This window comes from Microbacterium sp. OR21, from assembly GCF_047306785.1.
In the GTDB taxonomy this organism is placed as follows: Bacteria; Actinomycetota; Actinomycetes; order Actinomycetales; family Microbacteriaceae; genus Microbacterium; species Microbacterium esteraromaticum_E.
Genome location: NZ_JAZEXJ010000006.1, coordinates 1 through 23758 on the forward strand (window position 1 = coordinate 1; position 23758 = coordinate 23758).

At 68.0% G+C, this 23758-nt stretch carries 24 protein-coding genes; 15 read left to right on the forward strand and 9 right to left on the reverse strand.

The window, feature by feature from the left end; translation table 11 throughout:
* Positions 1-74 precede the first annotated feature (74 nt).
* The 9 genes from V2S04_RS14080 to V2S04_RS14120 all read right to left on the reverse strand — a co-directional run bounded on the left by V2S04_RS14080 (position 75) and on the right by V2S04_RS14120 (position 8982).
* On the reverse strand, positions 75-668 hold the full coding sequence (locus V2S04_RS14080) for a hypothetical protein (protein ID WP_005052738.1): 594 nt from the start codon (positions 666-668) through the stop codon (positions 75-77).
* A 126-nt stretch (positions 669-794) separates the two neighbouring features.
* Positions 795-2042: a M23 family metallopeptidase gene (locus tag V2S04_RS14085; protein WP_005052737.1), complete on the reverse strand. Its 1248-nt coding sequence runs from the start codon at positions 2040-2042 to the stop codon at positions 795-797.
* A gap of 6 nt (positions 2043-2048) precedes the next feature.
* Positions 2049-4079: a hypothetical protein gene (locus V2S04_RS14090; protein WP_413639036.1), complete on the reverse strand. Its 2031-nt coding sequence runs from the start codon at positions 4077-4079 to the stop codon at positions 2049-2051.
* Positions 4076-6598 (reverse strand): ATP-binding protein, encoded by a 2523-nt coding sequence (locus V2S04_RS14095; protein WP_005052733.1) that lies wholly within the window; start codon positions 6596-6598, stop codon positions 4076-4078. The genes V2S04_RS14090 and V2S04_RS14095 overlap by 4 nt, the downstream gene beginning before the upstream one ends.
* A 14-nt stretch (positions 6599-6612) precedes the next feature.
* The gene (locus tag V2S04_RS14100) at positions 6613-6828 is read right to left on the reverse strand and encodes a hypothetical protein (RefSeq protein ID WP_005052730.1); all 216 of its coding nucleotides are present in this window, start codon (positions 6826-6828) and stop codon (positions 6613-6615) included.
* Positions 6829-6830: 2 nt separating this feature from the next.
* Positions 6831-7406 (reverse strand): hypothetical protein, encoded by a 576-nt coding sequence (locus V2S04_RS14105; protein ID WP_005052728.1) that lies wholly within the window; start codon positions 7404-7406, stop codon positions 6831-6833.
* Between the two features lie 10 nt (positions 7407-7416).
* Positions 7417-7740, reverse strand: coding sequence for a hypothetical protein (locus V2S04_RS14110; protein ID WP_005052725.1), 324 nt, complete (start codon positions 7738-7740; stop codon positions 7417-7419).
* A 16-nt stretch (positions 7741-7756) separates the two neighbouring features.
* Complete coding sequence (locus V2S04_RS14115) at positions 7757-8746, reverse strand: conjugal transfer protein (RefSeq protein WP_005052723.1); 990 nt, start codon at positions 8744-8746, stop codon at positions 7757-7759.
* Entirely contained in the window at positions 8746-8982 is a 237-nt protein-coding gene (locus tag V2S04_RS14120) for a hypothetical protein (RefSeq protein WP_005052720.1), read from the reverse strand. The genes V2S04_RS14115 and V2S04_RS14120 overlap by 1 nt, the downstream gene beginning before the upstream one ends.
* A gap of 312 nt (positions 8983-9294) precedes the next feature.
* Here V2S04_RS14120 and V2S04_RS14125 point away from each other — a divergent pair, with 312 nt between their 5' ends.
* The 15 genes from V2S04_RS14125 to V2S04_RS14195 all read left to right on the forward strand — a co-directional run bounded on the left by V2S04_RS14125 (position 9295) and on the right by V2S04_RS14195 (position 23758).
* Entirely contained in the window at positions 9295-10059 is a 765-nt protein-coding gene (locus V2S04_RS14125) for a hypothetical protein (RefSeq protein WP_005052717.1), read from the forward strand.
* Positions 10060-10915: 856 nt separating this feature from the next.
* Complete coding sequence (locus V2S04_RS14130; protein WP_005052715.1) at positions 10916-11590, forward strand: ParA family protein; 675 nt, start codon at positions 10916-10918, stop codon at positions 11588-11590.
* Position 11591: 1 nt separating this feature from the next.
* Complete coding sequence (locus V2S04_RS14135) at positions 11592-12191, forward strand: hypothetical protein (protein ID WP_005052713.1); 600 nt, start codon at positions 11592-11594, stop codon at positions 12189-12191.
* Positions 12192-12309: 118 nt separating this feature from the next.
* Complete coding sequence (locus tag V2S04_RS14140) at positions 12310-13002, forward strand: SAF domain-containing protein (RefSeq protein WP_005052710.1); 693 nt, start codon at positions 12310-12312, stop codon at positions 13000-13002.
* A 6-nt stretch (positions 13003-13008) separates the two neighbouring features.
* A complete protein-coding gene (locus V2S04_RS14145) occupies positions 13009-13836 on the forward strand; it encodes a hypothetical protein (RefSeq protein ID WP_005052708.1) in 828 nt (275 codons plus the stop codon).
* Positions 13833-15458 (forward strand): CpaF family protein, encoded by a 1626-nt coding sequence (locus tag V2S04_RS14150; protein ID WP_413639038.1) that lies wholly within the window; start codon positions 13833-13835, stop codon positions 15456-15458. Before V2S04_RS14145 ends, V2S04_RS14150 begins: the two co-directional genes overlap by 4 nt.
* Position 15459: 1 nt before the next feature.
* Positions 15460-16326, forward strand: a complete 867-nt coding sequence (locus V2S04_RS14155) for a type II secretion system F family protein (RefSeq protein ID WP_062635294.1) — start codon at positions 15460-15462, stop codon at positions 16324-16326.
* On the forward strand, positions 16323-17204 hold the full coding sequence (locus tag V2S04_RS14160) for a type II secretion system F family protein (protein WP_062635296.1): 882 nt from the start codon (positions 16323-16325) through the stop codon (positions 17202-17204). Before V2S04_RS14155 ends, V2S04_RS14160 begins: the two co-directional genes overlap by 4 nt.
* Positions 17205-17302: 98 nt before the next feature.
* A complete protein-coding gene (locus V2S04_RS14165) occupies positions 17303-17497 on the forward strand; it encodes a hypothetical protein (protein ID WP_005052697.1) in 195 nt (64 codons plus the stop codon).
* A 15-nt stretch (positions 17498-17512) separates the two neighbouring features.
* On the forward strand, positions 17513-17926 hold the full coding sequence (locus V2S04_RS14170) for a TadE/TadG family type IV pilus assembly protein (protein ID WP_062635298.1): 414 nt from the start codon (positions 17513-17515) through the stop codon (positions 17924-17926).
* 2 nt (positions 17927-17928) lie between these two features.
* Positions 17929-18378, forward strand: a complete 450-nt coding sequence (locus V2S04_RS14175; RefSeq protein ID WP_062635300.1) for a hypothetical protein — start codon at positions 17929-17931, stop codon at positions 18376-18378.
* Positions 18375-18785, forward strand: coding sequence for a pilus assembly protein TadG-related protein (locus V2S04_RS14180; protein WP_062635302.1), 411 nt, complete (start codon positions 18375-18377; stop codon positions 18783-18785). Before V2S04_RS14175 ends, V2S04_RS14180 begins: the two co-directional genes overlap by 4 nt.
* A gap of 11 nt (positions 18786-18796) precedes the next feature.
* Positions 18797-19411, forward strand: coding sequence for a hypothetical protein (locus V2S04_RS14185; RefSeq protein WP_062635304.1), 615 nt, complete (start codon positions 18797-18799; stop codon positions 19409-19411).
* Positions 19405-20418, forward strand: coding sequence for a hypothetical protein (locus tag V2S04_RS14190; RefSeq protein WP_062635306.1), 1014 nt, complete (start codon positions 19405-19407; stop codon positions 20416-20418). The genes V2S04_RS14185 and V2S04_RS14190 overlap by 7 nt, the downstream gene beginning before the upstream one ends.
* Before the next feature lie 16 nt (positions 20419-20434).
* The gene (locus V2S04_RS14195) at positions 20435-23758 is read left to right on the forward strand and encodes a hypothetical protein (protein ID WP_413639041.1); all 3324 of its coding nucleotides are present in this window, start codon (positions 20435-20437) and stop codon (positions 23756-23758) included.

A 23758-nucleotide genomic window follows, 5' to 3' on the forward strand; every position in this document is an offset into this window, starting at 1 on the left:
AATACTGCGCCGCACATCGGCGGCATACTGCACCGCACACCCGGTGCAACACGTCGCCGTGGCGCGGAGTCGGGTCAGTCGTTGGAGTCGGTCGGCGGGGTCTGCGCCTGTCGCCGGCGCTCCCACTCGCCTCGCAGCCATTCGCCCTGTCGTTGTGCTGCAGCGCGGCTGATCCCTCGCGCCTTGGCCGGCGCCGGCGGGAACGGGGCACCCTCGTTGTAGAGCTGCTCAAGGCGGTCGGCTTCCCGCATGAAGGCGACCTCGACGAGACCGGCCAGCGCGGGCGCACCCTCCGGCTCATCCCTCGTCGACCACCACGCAGCCTTGAGGCGCGCGTGCAGCGCGACCGGCAGGTAGTAGGTCTGATGGCGGTATCCCGCGGCTCCTCTTGGGTTCACACCCTGGGCACGGTCGGGGGCAGGAGGGAAAGGGGAGCCGGCGTTGTAGAGCTGCTCGAGGCGGTTGGTCTCGCGGCCGATGGCGACCTCGACGAGACCGGCCAGCGCGGGCGCACCCTCCGGCTCATCCCTCGTCGACCACCACGCAGCCTTGAGCCGTGCATGCAGCGCGACCGGCAGGAAGTATGCGATCGAGCGGTAGCCGGTGGCCGACACTGACCCGGCGGGTCGGTCGGTGTCACCAGCGGCGTTGACATCTGTTGAGGGCACGAGTCACCGTCTGGGTGGGAGAGGCTTCGGCCCCGTTTCGGGCCGGGGCTGCCCCCAGCCTACAGGCCGGTTTCCAGGCCGTCAGGAGGGTTACATGCCGCGAGTTGACTCGGTTTTCCAGGGGGGTCAGAGGCGTCGGCAAGTGCCGTCTGTGGGACAGATCTCGATGCCATACAGGCGGAGGAACTCTTCGGGGTTCACGTAGCCGGCGTACTGCGAGGGGGCACCGAGTGCAGTCGCCTCCTGCAGCCCGGCGACGGCCTGATTCGTCGTCCCGTTCTTGTTGACGGCCAGGTGCAGGTGGCATCCCCCACTGGGCGGCACGTTCCCGACGACACCGATCTGCTGGCCGGCGGTGACGGTGTCTCCGACGTCGACGAGCCGCTCGCTCTTGTACATATGCAGGTAGGACACCACGAACCCATCGGGGTGCTTGATCGACAACCACAGTGAGCTGCTGAGAGTCACCGTGCCCGGCAGGACCGCGTAGACAGGGTCGCCGCACGGGTTTGGCCAGCGCTGCAGGTCGATTCCGACATGCCAACTCGACGCACCCGGAACGGTGATGTCGCGCGGCCCGTAGCCGGAGGTCATCTGGTAGCCGGCCGCAAGGGGGAAAGCGGCCTGCCCGACGACAGTGCTGCTGTCGCAGCTGATCGACCCGCCGACCGCGGTGATGATCTGCTGTGCTGCGGGCTCCCACTTGTCGTAAGCGGTCGGGTATGCGGAGACCTGCACGGTCTGCGCGGCCTCCCCCAGCCCCATGTCCTCCCAGCCGGGGATGTCGAGCAGCCCACGCGGCGATCCGCCGTTGGGGCCCTCCTCGCCGCCGAAGAACGCCTTGGCTGCGTAGAGGGGGTCCATGAGCTCCTCGACGGTGCCCCAGCCCGACACACGCTGCTGGAAGTAGTTGACGGAGTCGTGGTCGCTGCCGACCGCGTCGTGCGGGTAATCGAGGGACTCAGGCACGGAGGAGTTGGCGTACATCTTCAAGCCGGACTCCTGCAGCGCGGTCATGATCGCGATCTGCTGGCCCCGCGCGGACACGCCCAGTGAGCGGGCGACCGAGAGGATGGTGGCCGCGTGGCCGAGCTCCGTCGCACCGAGGGTGCGGGTCGATCCTCCTGTGGTCTGGACCTCGAGCTTGTCGGTGGTCAGCGACCCCGCGGTGCACTGCGACGACCCACCGCCGGAGGCGCCGGCGATCGCCATCATCAGGAACATCGTGTAGCCGGCGAAGAGCACCACCGGCACCAGCACGAGCGCGATCACCCAGAGGACGACCTTGCGCGAACCACCACCGTCCCCGTCGTCTCCCCCATTGACGGCGCCGGCGACGTCGGCAGAGCGCTCGAGTACTCCCGATGCGGACATGCGGGGTTACTTCTGTGCGATCGCGAGCCGGGCGCGCATCTCACCGCTGCGCGGAGAGCGAGGCGCGCGCGCCGGCAGGGACGAGATGTCGACGACACCTGACGAGGGGCGCCGTTCGATGTGTCCCATGCCCGAGGAGTCGACGACGATCCGTCGAGGACCGTCCGGGGTGCGCGTGGGCGCCGGGCCCTGGTCGACGACCATCGAGACCACCTTCGGGTCGCCCGCAGCTCGCGGCTTGCTCGCGCCTGCCGCGGCCGCGGAGACAGCCTTCGACGCTCCCTTGCTCGCGACTCGGCCACCGACCTCGAGCGCCGCGGCGCCGGCGGCGCCGGCCACACCGCCCGCTGCGGCACCCTTGCCGATCCGCGCGGCCGTGAAGACCAGGTCCGCGGTCTTCGAGGCCTTGGCGGCAGCACCCGCGCCAGCGCCGCACCCAGAGCCCATCTGAGGCGACGGGAGGGCGGGACGGCTCGGTGAGCCGCCAGAGGGCGTCGAGGGCGGCTTGGGAGCCGCGGGCGGGCGTGTAGCGGTCATTGTGCCGATGTCCTGCGCAGCCCCCGCGCCGAAGTTGATGGAGCGCGCGTCGACCTTGTTGTCAGGGCGACGCAGCGCCGCGGCCGCGACGGTGGATACGGCGCTCATCGCCGCGACGGTCTTGACCCCGTCGCGCTGCGCCGGCGCGCCCTTGCCGATGCCGTACTTGGAGAGCTGCTCGGCGATCGACCGGCCGGTCTTCTTGGCAATGCGACGCGCTCGGATGATGAGGAACAGCAGCACGATCATCACCAGCGTCGCAAAGGTCATCTGCGCGACGAGCGGGATTCCCAGGCTGCTGAGCCCGGTGATCGCTGCGACGGTGAGCTTGAGGACGGCCGCCATGACGACTGCCATGAAGACGATGGCGACCAGGCCCATGAAGGTGTCGGCGAGGGACTTCCACAGCGGGTATCGGTTGACCGGGAGGATCCCGATGTAGACGTTCCACATGGTCTTGAGTGCGGAGATCAGGAAGCCGAGAACCGTGACTAGGAACAGCACCCCGAAGGCCATCGGCAGGATGAACAGGGTGAGCGCTCCGGGGGTCATCGTGACGGCCGTGAGCACCTGGCCGAAGTTCGGATTCTGGTTGAACGTCTTCGCCGCCTCGTCGCACCCGCCGACCGCGTCACGGACCTCGTTGCCGCCGGTCTGGATGGGCGCCGAGTTGGTCATCGTGTCGGTGAACGTCGCGGCGCACTGCCCCTCGAGGGCGTGGCCGAACGCGATCGTCTGCGCAGGGATCTTCACGAAGATGTCGACCAGCTGCGACGTGACCGCAGCTGACAGCAGGTTCTCGGAGTCGAGCTCCGTGCTGTTGATGTCGTCGGTGACGACGACGGCAGCGATCTGACCGCCGTACTCCTGGGCGGTGTCGAATGCTCCGCCTGCGGCGGTGAGCGAGGCGATCGGGTTAGCGAGCAGACCGGTCGCCAGCACCGCACAGCACGCAGAGATGAACAACTCCGCCCACCCGGTGGAGTGCCGGCCGAGCATGATCGCCAGGCCCGCGACACCGCCGGCGATCGTCAGCGCGAACGGGATCCATGCGATCTCGCCGAGGAAGTCCTGCAAGAGGTCGGCCAGCGCGCCGAACGGTGCCGCGACGATGTCGACCCACTCGAAGGAGAGCAGCCAGTTGCAGAACCAGATCATCCACGACACCAGACCCAGATGCCCGGTCCAGATCGGGTCGATCCACATGGAGATGAAGAACTTCCCCATCGTGAACACATCGCCGCGGTCCAGTGGAAGCACCGTGTAGTTGGTCAGCGGGACGCCGTCGCTGTCAGTGATGTCGCCGCCGAGCATGAACGGGGACGAGCCGCCGCCGTCAGCGGCGAAGGCCCAGTACGTGTTGCCGAACAGGACCAGGAACAGGTCGATCAGGACGACGGCGATGACCTTGCTCCACCGCGGGTGATCGTGCGCCCAGAAACGGACCCGCCAGAACGCGCCGCCCAGAGTCTCGAAGGTGTGCCGGTAGAAGGTGATCATGGTGTCACCAGAGACGGGGTCGACAGCACGGCTTCGCGGCGGTCGGGGCGCTCGGGCAGCGTCTTGCGGAACTTCCCGATTCGACCGCGCTGGTCACGGATCAGTCCCTCGCCGCGCCGCTCCGGGGCGACCTTTCCGTCCGCCCCGAGCGGGGACAGGTCTTCGGTGACCACCTGGACCATCGCCGGGTCCGCGGGCTCGCCGGTCAGCCACTCGATCGCGCGGCGAGCGAGCTCCTTGTCGGTCTGGCGCATCACGTAGCGGGTCTTGAGCAGGCCTCGGGTCTGGGTTTCTCCGAAGTCGGCGGGGTCGTGCGAGCCGAGGGCGAAGAACGCGCGGTGCTTGCGACCGTCGCGGATGCCGATGCGCAGGTCGCGCTCTCCCTCCGGTGACTGGGTGATGTGGTGGCACTCGTCGAAGTAGGCGCCGGCGAGCTCGCCGGGGTTCATGAAGCAGACCTCGCGGGAGATCCCCATGAGCATCGCGTACATGGCGCGGCCGTAGATCTTTTCCAGGGGCATCTCCTCGAACAGGTGCGCGTGCTCGAGCTCGGTCTTGTCTGGCAGCGACAGCCCATGGGTGAGGAAGACCAGGGCACGCGATTTCAGGTCGACAGCGGTCAGCCCGTCATTGAAGAGAACCTCGCCGATGTCCTTCGACGCGACCAGGTTGATCAGGCCCGACAGCTCATCGCTCTCCGCCGAGGAGATCGTCTTGAGGTGCGCCCGCAGGCGACCGAGGCTGGTGATGTCGTGCGCGGCGACGTACTCCGGCTCGAGGAGGCGGGACAGGGCGACGCCTCGGGAGTCGCGGGCCCGGATGCCGAGCATCACCGCGAAGAGCGACTGCACCATGCGTGCGCCGACGAGAGGGCCGAACACCCGCAGCGGGTCCAGCGAGTACTCCGGGGTCATCAGGTCAACGATCGTCGTGGTGTCCGGCCGGAGGCTCTGCGCGAAAACCGCGTACTCCTTGGCCTCTGTGCGGTCGATCGCGACGACGCGGCCGTTGCGGTCGACCGTGTCGCCCATGTCTCCCTTGAGCAGCACGCTCTTGCCGGCGCCGAGCTCGGCGACCACGCCGAAGCTGGCGCTGGTGTCGGCCTGGATACTGCCGTCCGCGTCGCGGAGGATCGGGGTGTGCCGGGCGGTGCTGATGTTCTCGCCGAAGCGGGCGCCCTTCTCGTCTCCGAGCTCGTTGCTGGAAAGCGGAACGCCGGTCGCGAACTCCCGGCCCGTCGTGATCTGGGTGAGCTCACGGACGATGCGCCCGGTGGGCGTGCCGGGGATCATCGCCCACCAAAGCTCCTCCTGACCTCCCAGGGGAGCCTCGAGGAGGAAGTCAGCGCGCTTGTACTCGTCTGCCACGAACCGGCCCTTAGCCTTCGCGAGATCGGCGGTATCTGCCCCCACAGCGAACAGCACCGTCGCCTGAACCTCGACCTCCTTATCGGAGCGGTTGAGGGAGGCGTGGTAGGCGGCCAGCGTCTCCGCGATCTCTCCGAGGTCGGATCCGCCGCCGGTGATCGTCGCGGTGCCCTCCTGGTGCTTGTACTGCTCCTCGAGGGCGGTTTCGGCCTTCTTGTTGCGACGCTTGACCTCGTCGGCGCCGGTGACGGTGAAACGGATCCCCCAGTCGACGTCAAGGGGGAACTGGTCGACGTGTGAGATCCACTCGACGCCGGGCGAAACCCAGCCGGCCTTGGGTGCGGCGACCATGGCCTGCACCACCTGGTAGGACGACGTCTCGTCCGCGTAGGGGCTGTGCACCTTGAGGTAGCGGCGCTTGAACGGGAGGAACTGCTGCCCCTTGGGAAGGTCGCTCTGTCCGCCTTCGTCGAGCCATGGGTTCGGCATCGCGGAGGGCATCTGGAAGTGCGCGAGCTCGTCGACGCCGAATCCGTCCTCGGTACCCTCGGCGGGCGGGACAGGGGCGGCGAGATCTGCGGAGAGGCCGCGCTGCTGCGAGTGAAGGGCGATCCAGATCTGCTCGGCCGGCGTTGCACGGGTCGGCTGGAACGCGGCCGGGATGCGAACCTCGATCTCCTTGGCCATCCGCGCGGCCGCAGCGATCTCGGAGTCGGTAGGCAGCTGACGGGGAAGAGCCAACGTGTCGCGCAGCTTGGTGTCGGCGGCGCGCACTGCCGACCTCGCGCGAGCCTTCATCGAACCGGCCGCGAGCGGGACCGAGAACCAGAACGCGCGCGTTCCAAGCGGGATCTGCTCGAGCGCGTCCAGGGTCAGCTCGACCTCGCGCGCCCAGTCCGGACACTCGTCGATGCGAACACCGTCCAGCATCCGCTCCACGACAGACACCGGATCCAGGTCAGCGCACAGCCCCAGCAGCAGTCCCTCGCCCCGGTGCGCCTGGAAGAGCGCCTGGTGGTGCGCCTTGACGAGCTGCTTTGCCGCCGTGGTGGCGTAGGCATACGGGAGCGGCTGCAGCCGCCACGTAGCCCAGACCACGCCCGAGCGGGTCCACATCAGGTTGCTCGTCATCGCTGTTGCCGGAATCTGCATCGTCGTCTCGTTTCTCAGTCGGTCGGCGTGGCCAGCAGCAGATCGCGACCGCCGCTGAGGGGTGCCGTGATCGGCGTGCCGCCGAGGATGGGGAGGAGGGCTGCGTAGCTCGTGGTAGCGGGGTCCGCACAGATCGGCCCACGCGCGGTCTCCGCCTTGACCACGAGGGTCTTGATGACGTAGCCGCGGCCTCGGCCGATGATGCCGAGCGGGATGTCGGTGTTGTTCATGGTCAGTTGCCTCCTCGGGCTTGCTGCAGCAGGCGCTCGACGCCGCTGACCGCGTGTGCGGGTGCGTGCGCCGGCAGCGGCGTCGAGCGCGGCTGCAGGACCGGCTGCGCCACGACGGGCGCTTCCGGTGCGGGTGCGGTGGTCTCGCTATCCGGGGTGGTGAGCGTGGCTCCGACCGGCTCGGCGATCGTTGTTCCGCCGCCTGCGAAGTGGGGCGGGCGAACCCGCATGGTCACTCCGCGGTAGCGGCCGGCTGCGGGGCGGGTCATCGCGGACAGGCCGCTGGTGATGATGCTCAGCAGGTTCCGGCGTGTGGCCGGGATCCTTCCGGCTCCCCACGCTGCTCCCCAGGACACGAAGGCAGCGACGGGGATATCGACGATCGGAGAGCCAGTCCCCCACACGCTCTGCGTCAGCAGGGCGACGACCAGGACGATCGCCAGGACGACGCCCTGCGTCAGCGTGTAGGGGCCCCCGGGGATCTTCGTGCCGTCGTGGAGACGGCCGATGAACTTTGGGAACCGGCGGCTGCGCGTGTAGAAGCGCGCAACCTCTCTCTCTTCGTCGCGATCGGCCACGTTCGCCCCTTTACGCGACCAGCCGGTAGACCGTGTCGCCGGCCGCGGTGGTGGTCTCGTTGAGCACCAGGGCGTCCGCCGGAGCTGCGATCTGATGGATCGTGACTCCGATGGCGTCGACGGTCTCGGTCTGGATGAGGCCCATGACCCACTCGCCACCGCCGGCGGCGAGGAACATGGCCAGGCCGCACGCGATGCCGGTGATGATGGTCGTCGCCATGGCGAACCGCACCTTGGCGGCGACGACGAAGAAGATCACTGCTGCTGCGAGAAACACGACCGCCCGGAAAGCAGTCGTCGCATCAGCGGTGATCCCGTTGATCCAATCGAACATGGTTGGTGTTCCTTCCTTAGTTGCCGTTACCGGACGGTGTCGGCGTGGGGGTTGTCGATCCCTTGTCGGAGACCGCTTGCGGTGCAAGATCAATGGCGCTGACCTCCCAGCGGGAGGCACGCGCGGTGAGGGTGAGCGTGTACGTCGAGGTCACTTGCTGGTCCAGCGGGCTCAGCAGTGAGACGGTCGCGAGCACCTTGAGGGTGTCGCCATCGCTCGGGGACTCCGTAGGCGTCAGGTCCGACCGCATCTCCTCGACGTTGACCATCACGTAGGGGGCGGGCGAGATCGCCACGAAAGATGTGTCCGGGGCGCTGTATCGGGACAGGTCACCCGAGCCGGCAAGGTACGCGCCGAGGAACGCCGACACCGTCTCCGCGGACGGGTCAGAGGATCCGATGGTCTGCTTGTAGACCAGCGACGTTGTCTCGCCCTGGACGGGAGCGGAGATCTGGGCCGGGAGACCGACTGCCCTCACCGTGTCCCCGTTGACCGCGATCGCCACCTGGAAGTAGCGGCGCGGCCAGCTCGTCGTGCTGGTGTCGTCGGAGTCCGTCACCGACAGCTCCTTGATGTTCGCCGCGACGACGACGTTGACGAAGTCCGAGCCGTCGACGGGCGTGATGGAGACCACGGACAGGTCGCGGTACTCCCAGGCCGTGACCGACAGCTGCCGCAGCGCCGCCAGGTCGACGTAGGTAGCCAGGTCGCCCGGTGCGTCCTTCGTCGCGCTCAGCCACGAGGAGACGAAGCCCTCCGCGTAACCGCCGGCAGCCTGCTGCTGCGTGCTCAGCCCCGCTGCCTGCGCCTCGGGCGCTGCGGCGACGACGGGCGCCGGACGTGCGGCCGCGGCGAAGAGCGCGATAGGCCCACACGCGATCGCGGCGAACAGAAGCGCGGACAGCAGCTTGCCGCCCAGCTGCCGACCATGGGTCCAGCTGCTCCCCTGTGCCGGGACGGTCTTCGTCTCCTTGGCCGGCTTCGACGTCTTCTCACGACGCGCCATTATGCAGCTCCTCCCACTCGCAGCTGCGCCACCCGCAGAGCTGCCGGCACCGCTGCCGAAAGCTCCTCAACCGCCTTCACCACGCGACCATGCGTGGAGGGGTCGAAGGGTGCGTCGAGAGTGCTCGCCACTGCTTCCTCGAACCCCTGGCGCGCACGGATCGCGCGTGCAGCGTCGGGCTTGAATCCTTCCCACATGGCGTCGTCGGCGCTGTCTGCGGTGCTGCTCTCGCTCACGTTTCTGTCCCTTCCGCGGAGTCCTGATGCCTCCCGACCAACGGGGGCATATCTGTATAGGCCGGGTTTTCGGCCCTTCGCGGACATCGCGGATCGAAGAAATCTTGCGTGGATATTGCGCCCATGCAGCGAGGCATGGAAACCGCCCCTGAACAGGTATTTACAGCATCGGATCGCAACTCAGATCCACCGAAGCCAGCATCCGCCGATCGGGCGCTCTCCTGCCCGGCCGGAACTTTCCAGGATCTGAACCAGGGGTGCTGAGGAACGTGGCCCTTCGTCAACCGACGTCACGACGAAGGGCCATTTCTCATGACTGCTTGGGCGAAGACATCACCTCTTGCCGACCAGCTGTTCGATGAGTGGAACAGCTTCCACTCCCACACCACTCACCACTTCGGAACGCTCGGCGAGCTGACTGGCGATGAGGCCGTGAACCTCATCCGGCAGCCGCAAGCTCCCGAACAGCGCGACGCGCTCCTGCTCGAGCTGCTCACCCTCGAGCACGCCGGCGATACCATCGCCGGCCGCGTCCTGCTCAAGTCGTTCATGCCGCTCGCGCTGCGGCTGCCGAGCAGCTGCAGCAGCATGCGCAGCCTGTGGCAGCACTCCCCCGCCGACGCCCGTACCGCGACGATCGGCGTGCTCTGGGAGGTCATTCACACCTACCCGCTCGAGCGGGTCCACTCCGTCTCCGGAAACATCCGCCTCGAGACGATCAAGAACCTCGGAGTCTGGTTCGGCAGCGAGCACAGCGTCGACGCAATGCCGGTCGAAGACGAGCTGCTCGAGAAGATCGCAGGCCCCGACGAGAGCGATGACGTCTTCCGGGATCTGGTGACGATCCTCACCTGGGCGATCGACTCCGGCACCCTCCGCCGCGACGAGGTCCAGCTGCTTGCTCGCATCGAGCTCGCGGAGGGTGATCCCGGTGTGGCGCGTGAGGAAGCAGCTGTCGAGCTCGGCGTCAGCCGGGAGACGCTCAACCGCCGAGTGTGCCGAATCCGCACCAAGCTCATGCAGGCCGTCAGCGGCGACATGGAGGCCAAGGTCTCCTACGCCCCGCGCCGCAGCTGAGCCAACCCGCCATCCAGGGGGCAAGCGCAGTCGACGAGTCGAGCGCTCCCCACAGGCCGGAGCAACACTCCCGCTCCGCCCCCCCAGACAGACAGGGCCTCTGGATGGCCCCCAGGGGCCCTGTCTTCCCCTCCGCCTCACTCGGAGCCCTCCTCATGGCCGAAATCGCCTCAGCAGGCCGCACAGGCCCGTCTACGCCCGCATCCATCGTTTGGATGCCCCACCACGACTCCATGACCAGCCCTCGCGACACCGCGCACCCCACCATCGCCAGCGCCGCGCTACACACGCGCCACCCCGCCGCCATGCTCTGCGCTGTACCCTCGCAGCAACACCGCGATAGCCTCCGCCACTCCCCCGCCAGATCACCGCATCACTTGCGCGATACGCTGAGCAACCCCCGCGCCATACCCGCGCCAGCCATCCGCAATATCAACTGCAATATTCGCGCTATTACATCGCCCTACCCGCGCATGCTGTTGCGCTCTAACGTGCGCATTACGAGCGCCCGGCTGTCGCCTGTACGGCCCCTTACTTGCGCATTGCTTGTGCCCGTATGTAGCCACTATGGCGCGGGTCTTGTTTTAGATGATGCGCACTGTCAAGCGCTCTGCTTGCGTTGTTCTTGCACCGACAGAGCGCGTTCATCGCACAGTTCTAGCGCCGTAGCTCCACATGCTCTAGCGCATGTGTCGCGCCAGACACGCGCGATTGTTGTTGCATATAGGCGTGAATGTGACGCTATACTGGCGCCCATGAACCCGCCACAGTTGCCCCATACCCGCGCCACACATCCGCACACCGCGCGCTCGACTGGCGCGACCGCTGCCAACGCCCTCAGCCGTGGAGGCCGATCGTGAGAATCATCGGCGTCTGCAACCAGAAGGGCGGGGTGGGCAAGACCACCACCGTCATGAACCTCGCGGCCGCGCTGTCCCGCGCTAACAATGTGCTCGTGGTCGACGTCGACCCGCAGCAGTCCGCAGCACGCTGGGCCGAGCGCGCGGGGGATGACCTTCCGTTCGACTTCGCCGCCGACGTCGACCCCAACAACATCATGGGATTGCGTGACCTCGACGGATACGACATCGTCCTCGTCGACACACCTGGCAGCCATGAGAACACCGGCGTTCTCACCGCAGTCCTGCAGGTCGCCGACTTCATCGTCCTGCCGCTCGAAGCGGCCACCATGGCCATCGAGTCCGTCGCGGACACGCTCGCCGAGCACATCATCCCGACTGGGGTGCCCTACCGACTCCTGCTGAACAAGATCGACACCCGCCGAGGCGGGCGGCGACTCGAGGACTGGGAAGAGCAGCTCGACACCGTCGAGTTCATCGAAGGACAGATCGGACTCCCGCGGTTCCAGCGTCACATCCGCCTGTCCGCGAGCATCGAGGACGCTCCCTACGACGGCAAGGTCGTCACGCAGTACACCGATTCCCGCAAGAACCAAGCAGCGATCTCCGACTACACCAGTGTCGCGTTGGAGCTCACATCGCTGTGGGCCAACCAGATGAAGGAGGCCTGACGTGGCACGCCAGGATCTCGGAAAACTCACCCGCCGCGCCGTGCCGACGCCGGCTCCCGCAGAACCCGTGGAGCCCACCGTCGACCAGGCTCCGCCCACCGAGCCCGTCCCTGCAGCGGCGGTCGAACCTGCGGCCGCTCCTGCGAAGAAGCAGGCGCCGCGCAAGCAGCCGACTCGCACGACCCGCGCGGAGGACGAAGACGGGGGAGAGGGGGAGGAGCGGGAGACCGCGACCAAGGGCGTCCCTGTCCACCTTCCGGTCCCGCTGAACGACCGACTGCAGGCGTACATGGCCAAGACGCGCAAGAGCCACCAGACGGTCCTCCTGGACGCCGTCTCGGCCACCTATAAGCGTCTTCCTGAACTGATCCGCCAGGCCACCGCCGGCGGAGAAGAGACTGACGAGGACTGGACGGATCTGTTCAACCGGCAGAAGCGTCCCGCCCCCGTCACTGATGCGGGGCCTCGCGTCAAGCACACCGTGCGCGTTGCCCCGTCGTACCGCGCGATCCTCGATCGCGTCACCGCTGAACTCGATGCTCCCTCCCGGAACTTCGTCATCATCACCGCCTACGAGGCATTCCTTCCGCCTCTCGAATAGACGGTGCGGTGTCCAGCTACAGCAGAAGACCAGCTGTCGCGACAGCGGTATATGAGACACTCACCGAACTGCTTAGACACCTACGCCACATCCGCCCACGTTGAAGGACTGACTTCCAATGACCACCACCACTGACCGCAAGAGCAAGCGCACGAAAGACACCACCGAGCAGGGCGAGCAGAAGCAAGGACTCACTCCTGCAGTCCTGCAGCCGACGAAGTCTCGCCGGCGCCCCGCGATCATCGCCCTCGGCATCGCGCTTGTCCTCCTCGGCGGAATCGGCGTGTGGTGGGTCACCACGAACCTCACCCGCACCGTCAGCGTCATGGCGACCAGCGTCGATGTCTCACGCGGGGAGACGATCACCACAGACGACCTCACGACCATCCAGCTCGCCGGCGGGCAGCAGGTCGACGCCGTCTCCGCCGCGGATGCCGCCGACCTCGTCGGAACCACCGCGCTGGTCGACCTGCCCGCTGGCACCCTCATCACGTCGGCCAACACCGGCGACACCCTCGCGGTGCCGTCCGGCTCCTCGATCGTGGGCGTCACGCTCACCCAGGCGCAGATGCCCGGCTACCAGCTCGCAGCAGGCGACAACGTCCGTGTCGTCGAGACCCCCGTCACTCAGGGCGACCCGCCCGTCGAAACCCCCAAGAGCTTCGACGCCACGGTGTTCACCGCCACCTACGACACTGAGACCCAGGTGTGGGTTGTCGACCTGGTCGTGCCGAACCGTGAAGCACCCGACATCGCCGCTCGTGCCGCCACCGGCCGTGTCGCGCTGGTCATCGACTCGACGGGGGAGTGACCCCGCATGGCGATCATCTTCCTTGCCAGCGCGTCCGGCGCCCCCGGCGTGACCACCGCCGCCGGCGCCCTGGCCCTCAACTGGTCCAAGCCCGTGATCCTCGTCGAGGCTGACACCACCAAGACCAGCAGCATCATCCCCGGACTCATCCGCGGGCAGGTCTACCACAGCACCGGACTGACCGAAGCGGCCGTCGCAGACCAGTACGGCGCTCTGACCCCTGACAAGCTCTGGGAGCAGACCGTCGAGCTCAGCCCCCGCTCAGTGCTCATCCCCGGCTTCAAGAGCCTGCAGGGCGCCGCCGGCGCGGGCCCCCACTTCTGGCGGGCACTGCTCGACGCGCTGCGACCCTACGAGTCCGCCGGTTACGACATCCTCGTCGACGGCGGGCGCCTCCACGTCAACGACCCTCGTCTCCCGCTACTGCGCGAGGCGGACAGCATCACCCTGTTCACCGATCGCACGTTGCCCTCCGTGGCAGCCGTGCTCGCACACTGGCGATCCCTCGACGAGAACCGCAACACCGTCCCCGAGTGGCTGCTGAACACGCTCAACGAGATCGGGCACGCCAGCTACGTGGATCTCCTCGTTACCGAACGCTCCACCACGCAGGAGACCTGGCCTCTCAAGACCGTCACCAAGCAGATCGGCATGAACCTGCTGGGCACCATCCCCTGGGATCCGAAGGGCGCCGCTATCTACTCGGTCGGCGCACCCACCCTCGGTGCCCAGCGCACCCCCTACTCGCGGGCCATCGGCGCACTGCTGCACAGCTACAGCGATGTCCTCAACACCCGCACATACACAACCACCGACTGGGAGGGACAGCAGTGAGCGACTCCACGCCCGACCCTGCAGACCTGGGCAACATCCCGTTCTTCACCGCGCCAGCACCGGCCACCGCGCCGGCACCGGCAACACCGCAGGCACCAACGACCGCACCGGCCGACACGGGCCTGCGCAACCTGGGACACGCCGCCGCGCACCTGACCCGTGCGGCACAGCGGAACGCCCCGGCCGAGGCAGTCCCCACGGCACCCGCAGCTCCGATCGTGCCGACACCGCCCACCATCCCCGAACGGCCTGCACCCGAGGTCACCCCGCCAACCACCCTCGACGCCCGCAGCGATCTGCCCTGGGCCGACATCGCCGCCATTCGCGACGAGGTCTCCCGTGAGCTCGCCGCAGTGTTCAGCGAGTCCATGGACATCACCGCCGAGCAGCGCGAACAGACAGCGCAGGACCACATCGTTGACCGGGTCCGAGCTCGCGTCGACGACCAGACCCGACGCCCCGGCGAGGGCCGCTGGCCGGCGCCGATGCAGACCGCCATCCGGCAGGCCGTCTTCGACCAGCTGTTCCGCCTGGGTCGGCTGCAGCCGCTCGTCGACGAGCCCGACGTTGAGAACATCCACATCAACGGGTTCGACGACGTCTGGATCTCCTACGCGGACGGCCGCGTGGTCAAGTACCAGTACCCGATCGCCGAGAACGACCGTGAGCTCGAGCGAGAGATCAACCTGCTCGCCGCCCGCTCGGGTGAGGGCGGACGATCGTTCACGAGCGCCCGGCCGCGACTGCACATGGACCTGCCCGGCGGAGCGCGCCTGGCAGCGATCGCCGAACCCGTCGCCACCCGCCCCACGATCGTCATCCGTATCCACCGCCTCGTCGACGTCACCCTCGACCAGCTCGTGGAGCGCGGCACCATCACCCGCCAGGCGGCAGCCTTCCTCCGCGCGGCCGTCATCGCCGGGGTCTCCGTCGTCACCAGCGGCTTCCCCGGCGCAGGCAAGACCACACTGCTGCGCGCACTCGCCGACTGCATCCCGGCCGAAGAGAAGATCGTCACAATCGAGATGGAGCGTGAGCTCTACCTTCACAAGATCAACGACCGCCACCCTCGAGTGGTCTCACTCGAGGCGAAGCCGGGGGAGGGGGAGCGTGGCGCCGATGGGCGGCTGCCCGGTGAGATCACCCCCGAAGACCTGGTCTACGACACCCTCCGACTGGACACCCAGCGCTTCATCGTTGGTGAGGTCCGCGGGCCTGAGATCTACGCCATGATGCAGGCCATGCAGTCCGGTGTCGGGTCGCTGTCCACCCTGCACGCCGCCAGCGCAGACGACTCGATCGACCGCATGTCGGCGCTGATGCTGTCCCGCGGCAACAACACGACCCCCGTGTACGCCTACCGGATGATCGAGCAGAACATCAAGATCGTGGTGCAGATCTCGAAGATCATCGACCCCGCTACCGGCAAGCCCCGCCGCGTCGTCACCGAGATCGCCGAGATCCTGCCCGGCGAGGAGCAGAACAACTCCCGCCCCGTGGCCTCTCAGGTGTTCCGCTTCGACCGATCCACCGGCAGCCTCATCACCGCTGACATGCCATCGCCGCGGCTCCTCGAGGAGCTCAAGTTCTACGGCTTCGACCCCGCGAACCTGGGAGTGTGAGATGACTACCGCAACCCTCGCCCTGTGCATCATCGTCGCGGTCGCCGGCGCGATCCTGGTCATCCTCGGCGCCGCCCACAAGCCCAGCACCAGTGGGCTGCCCACGCGCAGCGCACTTCGCGGGAAGGCGACACGCGACTTCACCCGCACGCAGCAGATCCAGCTCGTCGGCGGCGCCGCGGTCGGTCTGGTGTTCGCGCTGATCACCGGATGGTGGCTGCTCGTGATCGCCGTGCCCGTCGCCGCTGTCGGCCTGCCATGGCTGCTGCAGAAGGGCCCCGAGGAGAACACGATCGCCAAGCTCGACGCCCTCGAGTCCTGGACCCGCAGCCTCGCCGGCCTCACCGTCTCCGGTGCCGGCCTCGAACGCACCATCGCCGCATCGCTGAGCAGCTGCCCCGAAGCGATCCGCCCACAGGTCACGCAGCTCGTCGCGCGCATCAACGCCCGGTGGACCACCACCGCGGCGCTGCAGGCGTTTGCCGACGACCTCAACGACGAGACCGCGGACGTGCTCGTGATGCACCTTCTCCGCAAGGCCGAGCTCCGCGGATCCGGCCTCGCCGCCTCGCTCGAGGATCTCGCCAAGAGCATCTTCGAGCGGGTCAAGATGCGCCGACAGATCGAAGCCGACCGCGCCACCCCGCGCAACGAGGCCAGGTTCGTCGTCTACTTCACCGTCGCGCTGCTCGTACTCCTGGTCCTCGCCCAGCAGTACTCCGCCCCCTACGGCACCCCGATCGGTCAACTCCTGTTCGCCGCGTACCTCGTCAGCTACGCCCTCGTACTGCTGTGGATGCGACGCATCAGCCGCGGCGTGCCGGCACCCCGTCTGCTCGTTGCCACCGAGAAAGCTGGTGAGAAGTGAACCTCGCACTAATCGTCCTCCCTGGCCTCGTCCTGGGGCTCGGCTTCGCGCTGGTCATCGCCGCACTGGTGCCCACCCAGCCCAGCCTCTCCGCAGCGCTCGATCGGATCGGCACCACCACCGTCGCCGCCGACCCCGCCTACGCCGCCACCCTCGAGAACCGGGTAGGCTCAGCCGTCCTCCGTCGCGTCGGCGACAGCCCCTCGCTCAAGATCCCCACCCGCGATCTGCGCCTGATCGGCATGAGCGTCAACCGGTTCCTGTACCAGAAGGTGCTCTCCGCCGGCCTCGGCCTCATCGCCCCCATCGCGATCGGACTGATCTTCCAAGTCCTCGGCCTGACCGCGTTCTACATCCCCGCACTGTTCGGCATCCCCCTCGCCATCGGCGGCTGGTACCTGCCCAACCTGCTCGTCCGCGACCAAGCCGAAGCCGCCCGCAAGGAGTTCTCCCGCTCGGTCGCCGTCTACATGGAGCTCGTCGGATCCGAACGCATCAGCGGCGCCCCTCCCGGCAAAGCCCTCGAGTCCGCAGCCCAAGTCGGACGCAACTGGGCCTTCGTCCGAATCCGCCAAACCCTCACCGAAGCCCGCTACGCCGGCACCGCACCCTGGGACGCGCTCGAGCAGCTCTCCCTCGAGATCAACGTCCCCGACCTGGGTGAAATCGCCAAGGTGATCAGGCTCTCAGGGGAGCAAGGAGCATCGGTATATGAGACACTCAGGGCACGGGGGCAGAACCTCCGGGACCGACTTCTGAATGACGAAGTGACGGAGGCGAACAAAGCAACCAACAAGATGACCATCCCGATGACCCTCACCGGCGTCCTCTTCATGCTCCTGCTCGGAACTCCCTTCGTGCTCAACGCATTCTTCTGAGACGTTGGAAGTCGATTGTCCGCGAAGGCCCCAAACCGAGGCCTATACCTAATAGACCAAGCACCACCCACCCAGAGAGAGAAAGGAACCAGGATCCTATGTCGACCCTGAGCCGAGAGTTCCTGTCCCGCATGCGCGGGCGGGCAGCTCGCTTCACCGAAGAGCCCGAACGTGGCTCCATCACCCTCGAGCAGGTCATCTGGACCGCCGGGATCGCGCTCGCCGCCGTGGCCGTCGTGGCGATCATCGTCACCGCGATCAACGCCTACGCCGGCCAGATCCCCACCGGCTGAAAGAGCCACCCGCAGATGGTCCGCACCTCCAACACCGGTCACCGGCAGCGCCTCAGAGAAGCGCTCGCCGGTGATCGGGGTGCGGCCACGCTGCAGAACACGATCATCGCCCCGGTGCTGCTGCTCGTCCTCGCGGTCTTCCTGCACCTGGGCATCATCCTCCACGCCAACAACCTCGCCCACGCCGCCGCCACCAGCGCCTACAACGCCGCCCGCGCCTACAACGCCAGCGGCACAGACGGCTCCACCGCCGGCCTCGCAGTCCTCAACCAGTCCGGCTCACCGATCAGCGGCGCATCCGTCGCGGTCGACCGCGGCGCCAACACCGTGACCGTAACCGTCACCGGCACCGCCCCCTCCTTCGTCCCCGGACTGACCACCAACATCGACGTCACCGTGACCGGCCCCACCGAAAGGTGGGTGAACTGACCATGCGCGCCATCCGAACCCTCATCGCCAAGCTCCGCGACGAACGCGGCTCCGCCGGCCTCGAGATCGCCATCCTCGCCCCGGCGCTCGCCGCGGTGCTCGTGCTGCTCGCAGCTTCCGGACGTCTCGCGCTGGCCGGCAACGCCGTCGAGTCCGCAGCGTCGGCCGCGGCCCGCGAAGCATCGCTCGCGCGCACCACGGCCCAGGCGCAGGAAGCAGCCGAAGACATGGCGCGGATCTCGATGGAACAGTCCGGCGTCAACTGCACCACACTCTCCGTCAACATCGACGCCTCCGGCCTGAGCGCCCCGATCGGCACCACCGGCCGAGTCAGCGCGACCGTCTCCTGCACCGTCGCACTCAGCGACGCCGCCATGATCGGCCTGCCCGGCACCCGCGTCCTCACAGGCACCGCCGCCTCTCCCGTCGACGCCTACAGGGAGCGGCGATGAACACCATGGTCCAGAGGCTCCGAGCCAAGTTCCGCGACGACAAGGGCGTCGCGACGATCTACTTCGTCATCATGACCGTCGCGTTCCTCGCGATCGTCGGACTCGTCGTCGACGGCGCCGGCAAGGTGCAAGCCAACCAGCAGGCCTACACCACCGCCGCCAGCGCCGCCCGCGCCGCAGCGAACGCCGTCAGCGGCCAAGCGATCAGCGACGGCACCACCGCGATCGACAGCAGCCGAGCCGTCAGCGCCGCCAACGGCTACCTCGCCGCCGCCGGCGTCGGCGGAAGCGTCGCCGTCAGCGGCGACCGCATCACCGTCACCGTAGACACCGACTACTCGGCCACCTTCCTCCCCGTGCCGTTCCCCGTCCAAGCCACAGCCACCGCAGAGCTGATCACCCAATAGGAGCCCCCACCATGAGCATCAAGCGCCTCGCCGTCGCCGGCATCATCGCCGCCGCACTGACGCTGACCGCATGCACGGGCACCGGCAACCCGACCCCCACCGGCAGCCCCACCAACACCCCGACCCCCACGCCGACTGTCGCGCCTATCACCGGCGAAGCACCCGCCGACGAGGATGAGGCGATCACCAAGGCACAGCAGACGATCACGCTCCTCCTCGATGTGTGGGAGCAGGTCGACGCCACAGGTGGAAACAGCCCCGAGCTCTTCGACATCGTCGCCACCGGCCGCATGCTGAGCCGGGTTCAGGAAGACGCTTCACGGACCGCCAACGGGCCGATCCTGAACGAGGACGGAGAGAGCATCGAAGGCCAGGCCACCGTTGAAGGTCGCATCGAGTTCGAGCCGACCACGGCCTACGGCCAGGAATACGAGGGCATCGCCAATGGCCTCGTCATCGTCCCCGGTTGCCAGGATGCCTCCGGGCGCATCACCACGACAGCTGATGGCAAGCCTGCAATGCAGAACCCGACCCCGCGCAACGAAGTTGAGTTCCACGTCATCTACGACGCCGAGACCAAGACCTGGCTCGTCAACGATCGAATCGACTTGGGGACCACATGCTGAGACGAGGAATCGCAGCGCTCGCCGCCGTTATCGCCCTCATCGCGGCCTCTCTCGTCGCCGCCCTGCCCGCGCAGGGCGCCAACGGCGTCTACTGCGATGCGGACAACAGGTGCTACCTCACGATCTCGATGCCTTCGGATCCGGCGCCGAACCCGGACAGCAACGGGTGGACCCCTGGCGCACCGACCTGCTACTACGAGAACTCGCAGTCTGGCCTTCTGCAGCTGGGCTGGACGGATGATCAGATCCGCGTTTTCGATGGCGGCACCTACCAGCGCTTCTACGCGATCATCGACTGCGGTGGCTCGACCTCGTACTGGTCGAACACCCGGCAGTGCTACGTCTTCATGAAGGACGGCGTATGGCCGGCCCGCCCGCCGGGCTACTCGCAGGAGGCCGGCTACTACGGCTGCATCATGTTCAACCCGTCGCCGGGTGGATCGCCTGGTCTGGGCACGGAGAGCAACTTCTGGAGCGAGACGGTCCCGCCTGGGCTGCGTGTGCTCACTCCGGGTGCCGCGGCTCAGCAGCTCATCTCCACGTTCGCCCTGCGCGGCATCGACATCGGCATGGCTCCCGAGGTCAACCCCGAATGGGGTCACCGTCGCGGCTACGTCGGGGTTCCGATCTGGCTCTGGGTCAACAACCCCGAACCGCTGACCTGGGGCCCCTACACGGAGACCGCGACGCTGGGTGGGCAGACGATCACGGCGACAGCTCAGGCCACGTCCGTTCGCTGGCAAATGGGCGACGGTGCGTCGACGACCTGCGGCAACACTGGCACTCCGTACAACGTCGGCTACGGCATGACGACGTCGCCGACCTGCGGTTACCAGTACACGTCGACATCGAGCCGGAACCCCGGCGATCGCTTCACGGTCACGGCCACGACGAACTGGACCGTGACGTGGACCTCTCTCGCCGGCCCTGGCGGCACCGTCAACCTGACCACCAACAGCGCAGTCGACCTCGAGGTCAACGAGCTGCAGACCGTCATCGTCCCCTGACCCCCAAGGAGGCATCATGAACCGCATCGGAAAGGGCCTCGGGTCGCTGATACTGCTCGCCGTGCTCCTGGTCGGTATCCCCGCCGGGCTCGTGTTCTTCGCCGGCAACCCGCTGCCGTCGTGGGACGAGCTCGTGGCCGGGTTCACGATGCGCGACTACACCGGATCCTTCCTGATCGGGACGATCATGCCGATCGTCGCGTGGATCGCGTGGGCGACCTTCGCTGTCGGCTTCCTCGCCGAGCTGCCCGCGCAGCTGCGCGGTGTGCCGCGGCCTCGGATCCCCGGCCTCGGCGTCCAGCAGAAGGTCATGGGCGGTCTGCTCGCCGCAGTCATCGCGCTGTTCTCGCCTGCGGCCGCGTTCGCGTCAGAGGTACCCACGCAGCCTTCGGTGTCCATGAGCGCCTCCGTCGTCTCGGTCGCGACCACCGAGGCTGCGGCTGAGGAGGCCCCTGTCGTCGAGGCAGGCCCGCAGTACGTGGTGACGGGTACGGACACACTCGCCCGGATCGCGGAGAACACGCTGGGCGACCGCAGCCGCGCTGCGGAGATCTCCGCGCTCAACCTCGGCGTGCAGCAGGCCGATGGGGGAGCGCTGACCGCGTCGGGATGGCTGCAGGAGGGATGGGTGCTCACCCTGCCGGCAGACGCCGTCGTGCCGGCCGCAGCGGATGCCGCGGCCGCGCCTGCCAGTGCCGAAGCGGAGACGGTCACCGAGATCACCTACGAGCAGCGTGACATCGTCTCCGGCGACACCCTGTGGGACATCGCGGCCGAGGAACTCGGCGACGGTGCCCGCTACCCCGAGATCTTCGAGGCCTCGAAGGACATCGCTCAGCCTGGCGGCGGCACCATCACCGACCCGAACTGGATCTACCCCGGCCAGCAGGTCAACATCCCCGTGGCCACCGTCGTCCCCATCGCTCCGACCGACGACGCGGCGGGCACCACCGGCAGCACTGGCTCGATCGACACGGACGAGGGCGCTGCCGGCGCCGTCGACGTCGACGTCGACGAGGGTGCGGGTGCCGCGGGTGCTGGCGGCGGCGCTGACGAAGGCGCTGGCGCGTCGGGTGCGGATGCCGCGGCCGAGGACGAGGCCACGAGCGGTCTGGGGTTCACCACGGATGCCACCCAGGCGCCCGCCGACGAGGCGCCCGCCGACGAGGCTGCAGCTCCGGCCGCGGCCGTCGACGTCGATGAGGACGACACGAGCGGCATCGAGGACTACTTCCAGGTCGCCACCATCGGAGGCATCGGCGCCACACTCGCCGCCGGCCTCCTCACCCTCCTCGGGTGGCGGCGTCTCAAGCAGCGCCGCGACCGCAAGCCCCGCCAGCGGATCGCGATGCCCGACGAGACCGTGTCCTCCGTGGAGCTCGAGCTGCGCGCCGTGGAGAACCCGCTGGGTGCCGAGGCGGTCGACACAGCCCTGCGCCACCTGGCCGTGTGGGCGCAGGAAACCGGCAGCCGGCTCCCCGCGCTGTACGCCCTCCGCCTCGACGAGAGCTCGGTCGCCGTCTACCTCGACGAGCCCACCGACCTGCCGGCACCGTTCACCCAATACGACCCCGACGACAAGCTCGCCTGGATGGTCGCGCTGACCGACCTCGAGCCGCTCGACACGGTCCCGTCCGCGCCGTACCCGGCGCTGGTCATGATCGGCCACGACGACAACAACGGGCACATCTTCGTCGACCTCGAGCGGATCGGTGCGCTCAACGTCACCGGAGCCACCGGAGAGCTGCGCCAGGGCGTGCTCACCGCCATCGCGATCGAGCTCGCCGCGAACACCTGGTCTGAGGACGTGCAGGTCACCCTCGTCGGTGTCGGCGATCGCCTCCCGCTCGCGCTCGGCAGCGGCCGCGTGCGTCACGTCGAGGACACCGAGACGCTGCTGCGCAACCTGCACGGACAAGCCGCGGCCGTCGAATCGGCCCTCGCCGAGCTCGGCGTCGACGGACTCGAGCAGGCCCGCACCACCGGCGCGGACGCGGAGGCCTGGGCGCCGGAGATCATCATCCTCGGAGACAACCCGGACGAAGCCACCCGTGAAGCCATCAGCGAGCTCGTCACCCGGATCCCGCGGGTGGGCATCGCCGCTGTCAGCGCCGGCCACCTGACAGGCAGCTGGAACCTGGCACTCACCGAGGACCGCCGAGCCCAGCTCGAGATCCCCGGAACCGGCGTCGCCATCCCGATCACCCCCCAGCTGGTCGGCGCGCGCGAGTACAACGAGATCCTCGCGCTGTTTGACGTCGCCACAGAGGGCGCCGCTACCGGCGTCGCGCTCGACGACGAACTCGAGCTCGACGAGATCCCCGCCGCCGCAGTCGAAGCCGACGAGGTCGAAGCCGAGCAGCTCCCGCTCGTCGACGAGCCCGACGTCGAAATCTCCGAGCCCATCGCCGACGAGACGGAGGCGGAGATCTCCGAGGCGGACGAGGCAGCACCCTCCGCCGTCGATGAGGAGCCGGCGGAGACCGTCACGGTCAACCTGGTCGACGAAGAGGCCGCGGCCGAGCACGACGAGCCGCTCGCGGCGATCACACCGCTGCACCGTGGGCCGTACCTGCAGCTGCTCGGACCCGTCGAGGTTCGCGGCGCGCGCGGAGAGGCGCCGGTGAACCCGAACACCGCCGCGCAGTGGCGATCAGCAATCCGCAAGGGGACCGAGCTGGTCGCGTTCTTGTCGGTGAACCCGAACGCCACCGCCGAGCAGGTACACGCCGTGTTCTGGCCCGGCCAGATCGCCTCGGGCAAGAAGGCAAACGACGACCGCAACGGGCTGACCTCCAAGACCCGCCGCTGGCTCGGACAGAACGATGACGGCGAGCTCTATGTGCCGCTCGTGACGACGGGGGAGTACCGGCTGCACGAGGACGTCCGCTCCGACTGGCAGGACTTCCTCGGTCTCATCGGTGACGAGATCTCCGACACCCCCACCGACCGGCTGCTCGCTGCGCTCGAGCTCGTCAAGGGACAGCCCATCAGCGGCGTCCCCGACAAGCGCTACGTGTTCGCCGACCGGCTGCGCAACGAGATGATCGCGACCATCGGCGACGTCGCCCATGAGGTAGCCACCCGCAGCCTGTCCACCGGCAAGGTCCGCCACGCACGCCTCGCCTCCGCGATCGGCCGGATGGTCGACCCCGTCAACGAGGTCTTCTGGCGCGACGGGCTGCGCGCCGAGCACCAGGCCGGCGACCACGCCGGCGTCGAGCGGCTGATCACCCAGCTCGAGCAGAGCCTTGCCGCCGTCGACGAGGACTACGAGCCCGAACCCGAGACGCAGAAGCTCATCACGCAGCTGCGCCAGCGGCACGCGATGGCCAGCTGA

Excerpts from the sequence above, each read along its gene's own strand:
- V2S04_RS14125 (WP_005052717.1), top strand. The coding sequence starts at position 9,295 with ATGACTGCTTGGGCGAAGACATCACCTCTTGCCGACCAGCTGTTCGAT.
- V2S04_RS14170 (WP_062635298.1), top strand. The coding sequence starts at position 17,513 with ATGGTCCGCACCTCCAACACCGGTCACCGGCAGCGCCTCAGAGAAGCG.
- V2S04_RS14185 (WP_062635304.1), top strand. The coding sequence starts at position 18,797 with ATGAGCATCAAGCGCCTCGCCGTCGCCGGCATCATCGCCGCCGCACTG.
- V2S04_RS14165 (WP_005052697.1), top strand. The coding sequence starts at position 17,303 with ATGTCGACCCTGAGCCGAGAGTTCCTGTCCCGCATGCGCGGGCGGGCA.
- V2S04_RS14140 (WP_005052710.1), top strand. The coding sequence starts at position 12,310 with ATGACCACCACCACTGACCGCAAGAGCAAGCGCACGAAAGACACCACC.
- V2S04_RS14190 (WP_062635306.1), top strand. The coding sequence starts at position 19,405 with ATGCTGAGACGAGGAATCGCAGCGCTCGCCGCCGTTATCGCCCTCATC.
- V2S04_RS14095 (WP_005052733.1), bottom strand. The coding sequence starts at position 6,598 with ATGCAGATTCCGGCAACAGCGATGACGAGCAACCTGATGTGGACCCGC.
- V2S04_RS14115 (WP_005052723.1), bottom strand. The coding sequence starts at position 8,746 with ATGGCGCGTCGTGAGAAGACGTCGAAGCCGGCCAAGGAGACGAAGACC.
- V2S04_RS14155 (WP_062635294.1), top strand. The coding sequence starts at position 15,460 with ATGACTACCGCAACCCTCGCCCTGTGCATCATCGTCGCGGTCGCCGGC.
- V2S04_RS14195 (WP_413639041.1), top strand. The coding sequence starts at position 20,435 with ATGAACCGCATCGGAAAGGGCCTCGGGTCGCTGATACTGCTCGCCGTG.
- V2S04_RS14145 (WP_005052708.1), top strand. The coding sequence starts at position 13,009 with ATGGCGATCATCTTCCTTGCCAGCGCGTCCGGCGCCCCCGGCGTGACC.
- V2S04_RS14100 (WP_005052730.1), bottom strand. The coding sequence starts at position 6,828 with ATGAACAACACCGACATCCCGCTCGGCATCATCGGCCGAGGCCGCGGC.
- V2S04_RS14090 (WP_413639036.1), bottom strand. The coding sequence starts at position 4,079 with ATGATCACCTTCTACCGGCACACCTTCGAGACTCTGGGCGGCGCGTTC.
- V2S04_RS14110 (WP_005052725.1), bottom strand. The coding sequence starts at position 7,740 with ATGTTCGATTGGATCAACGGGATCACCGCTGATGCGACGACTGCTTTC.
- V2S04_RS14175 (WP_062635300.1), top strand. The coding sequence starts at position 17,929 with ATGCGCGCCATCCGAACCCTCATCGCCAAGCTCCGCGACGAACGCGGC.
- V2S04_RS14085 (WP_005052737.1), bottom strand. The coding sequence starts at position 2,042 with ATGTCCGCATCGGGAGTACTCGAGCGCTCTGCCGACGTCGCCGGCGCC.
- V2S04_RS14180 (WP_062635302.1), top strand. The coding sequence starts at position 18,375 with ATGAACACCATGGTCCAGAGGCTCCGAGCCAAGTTCCGCGACGACAAG.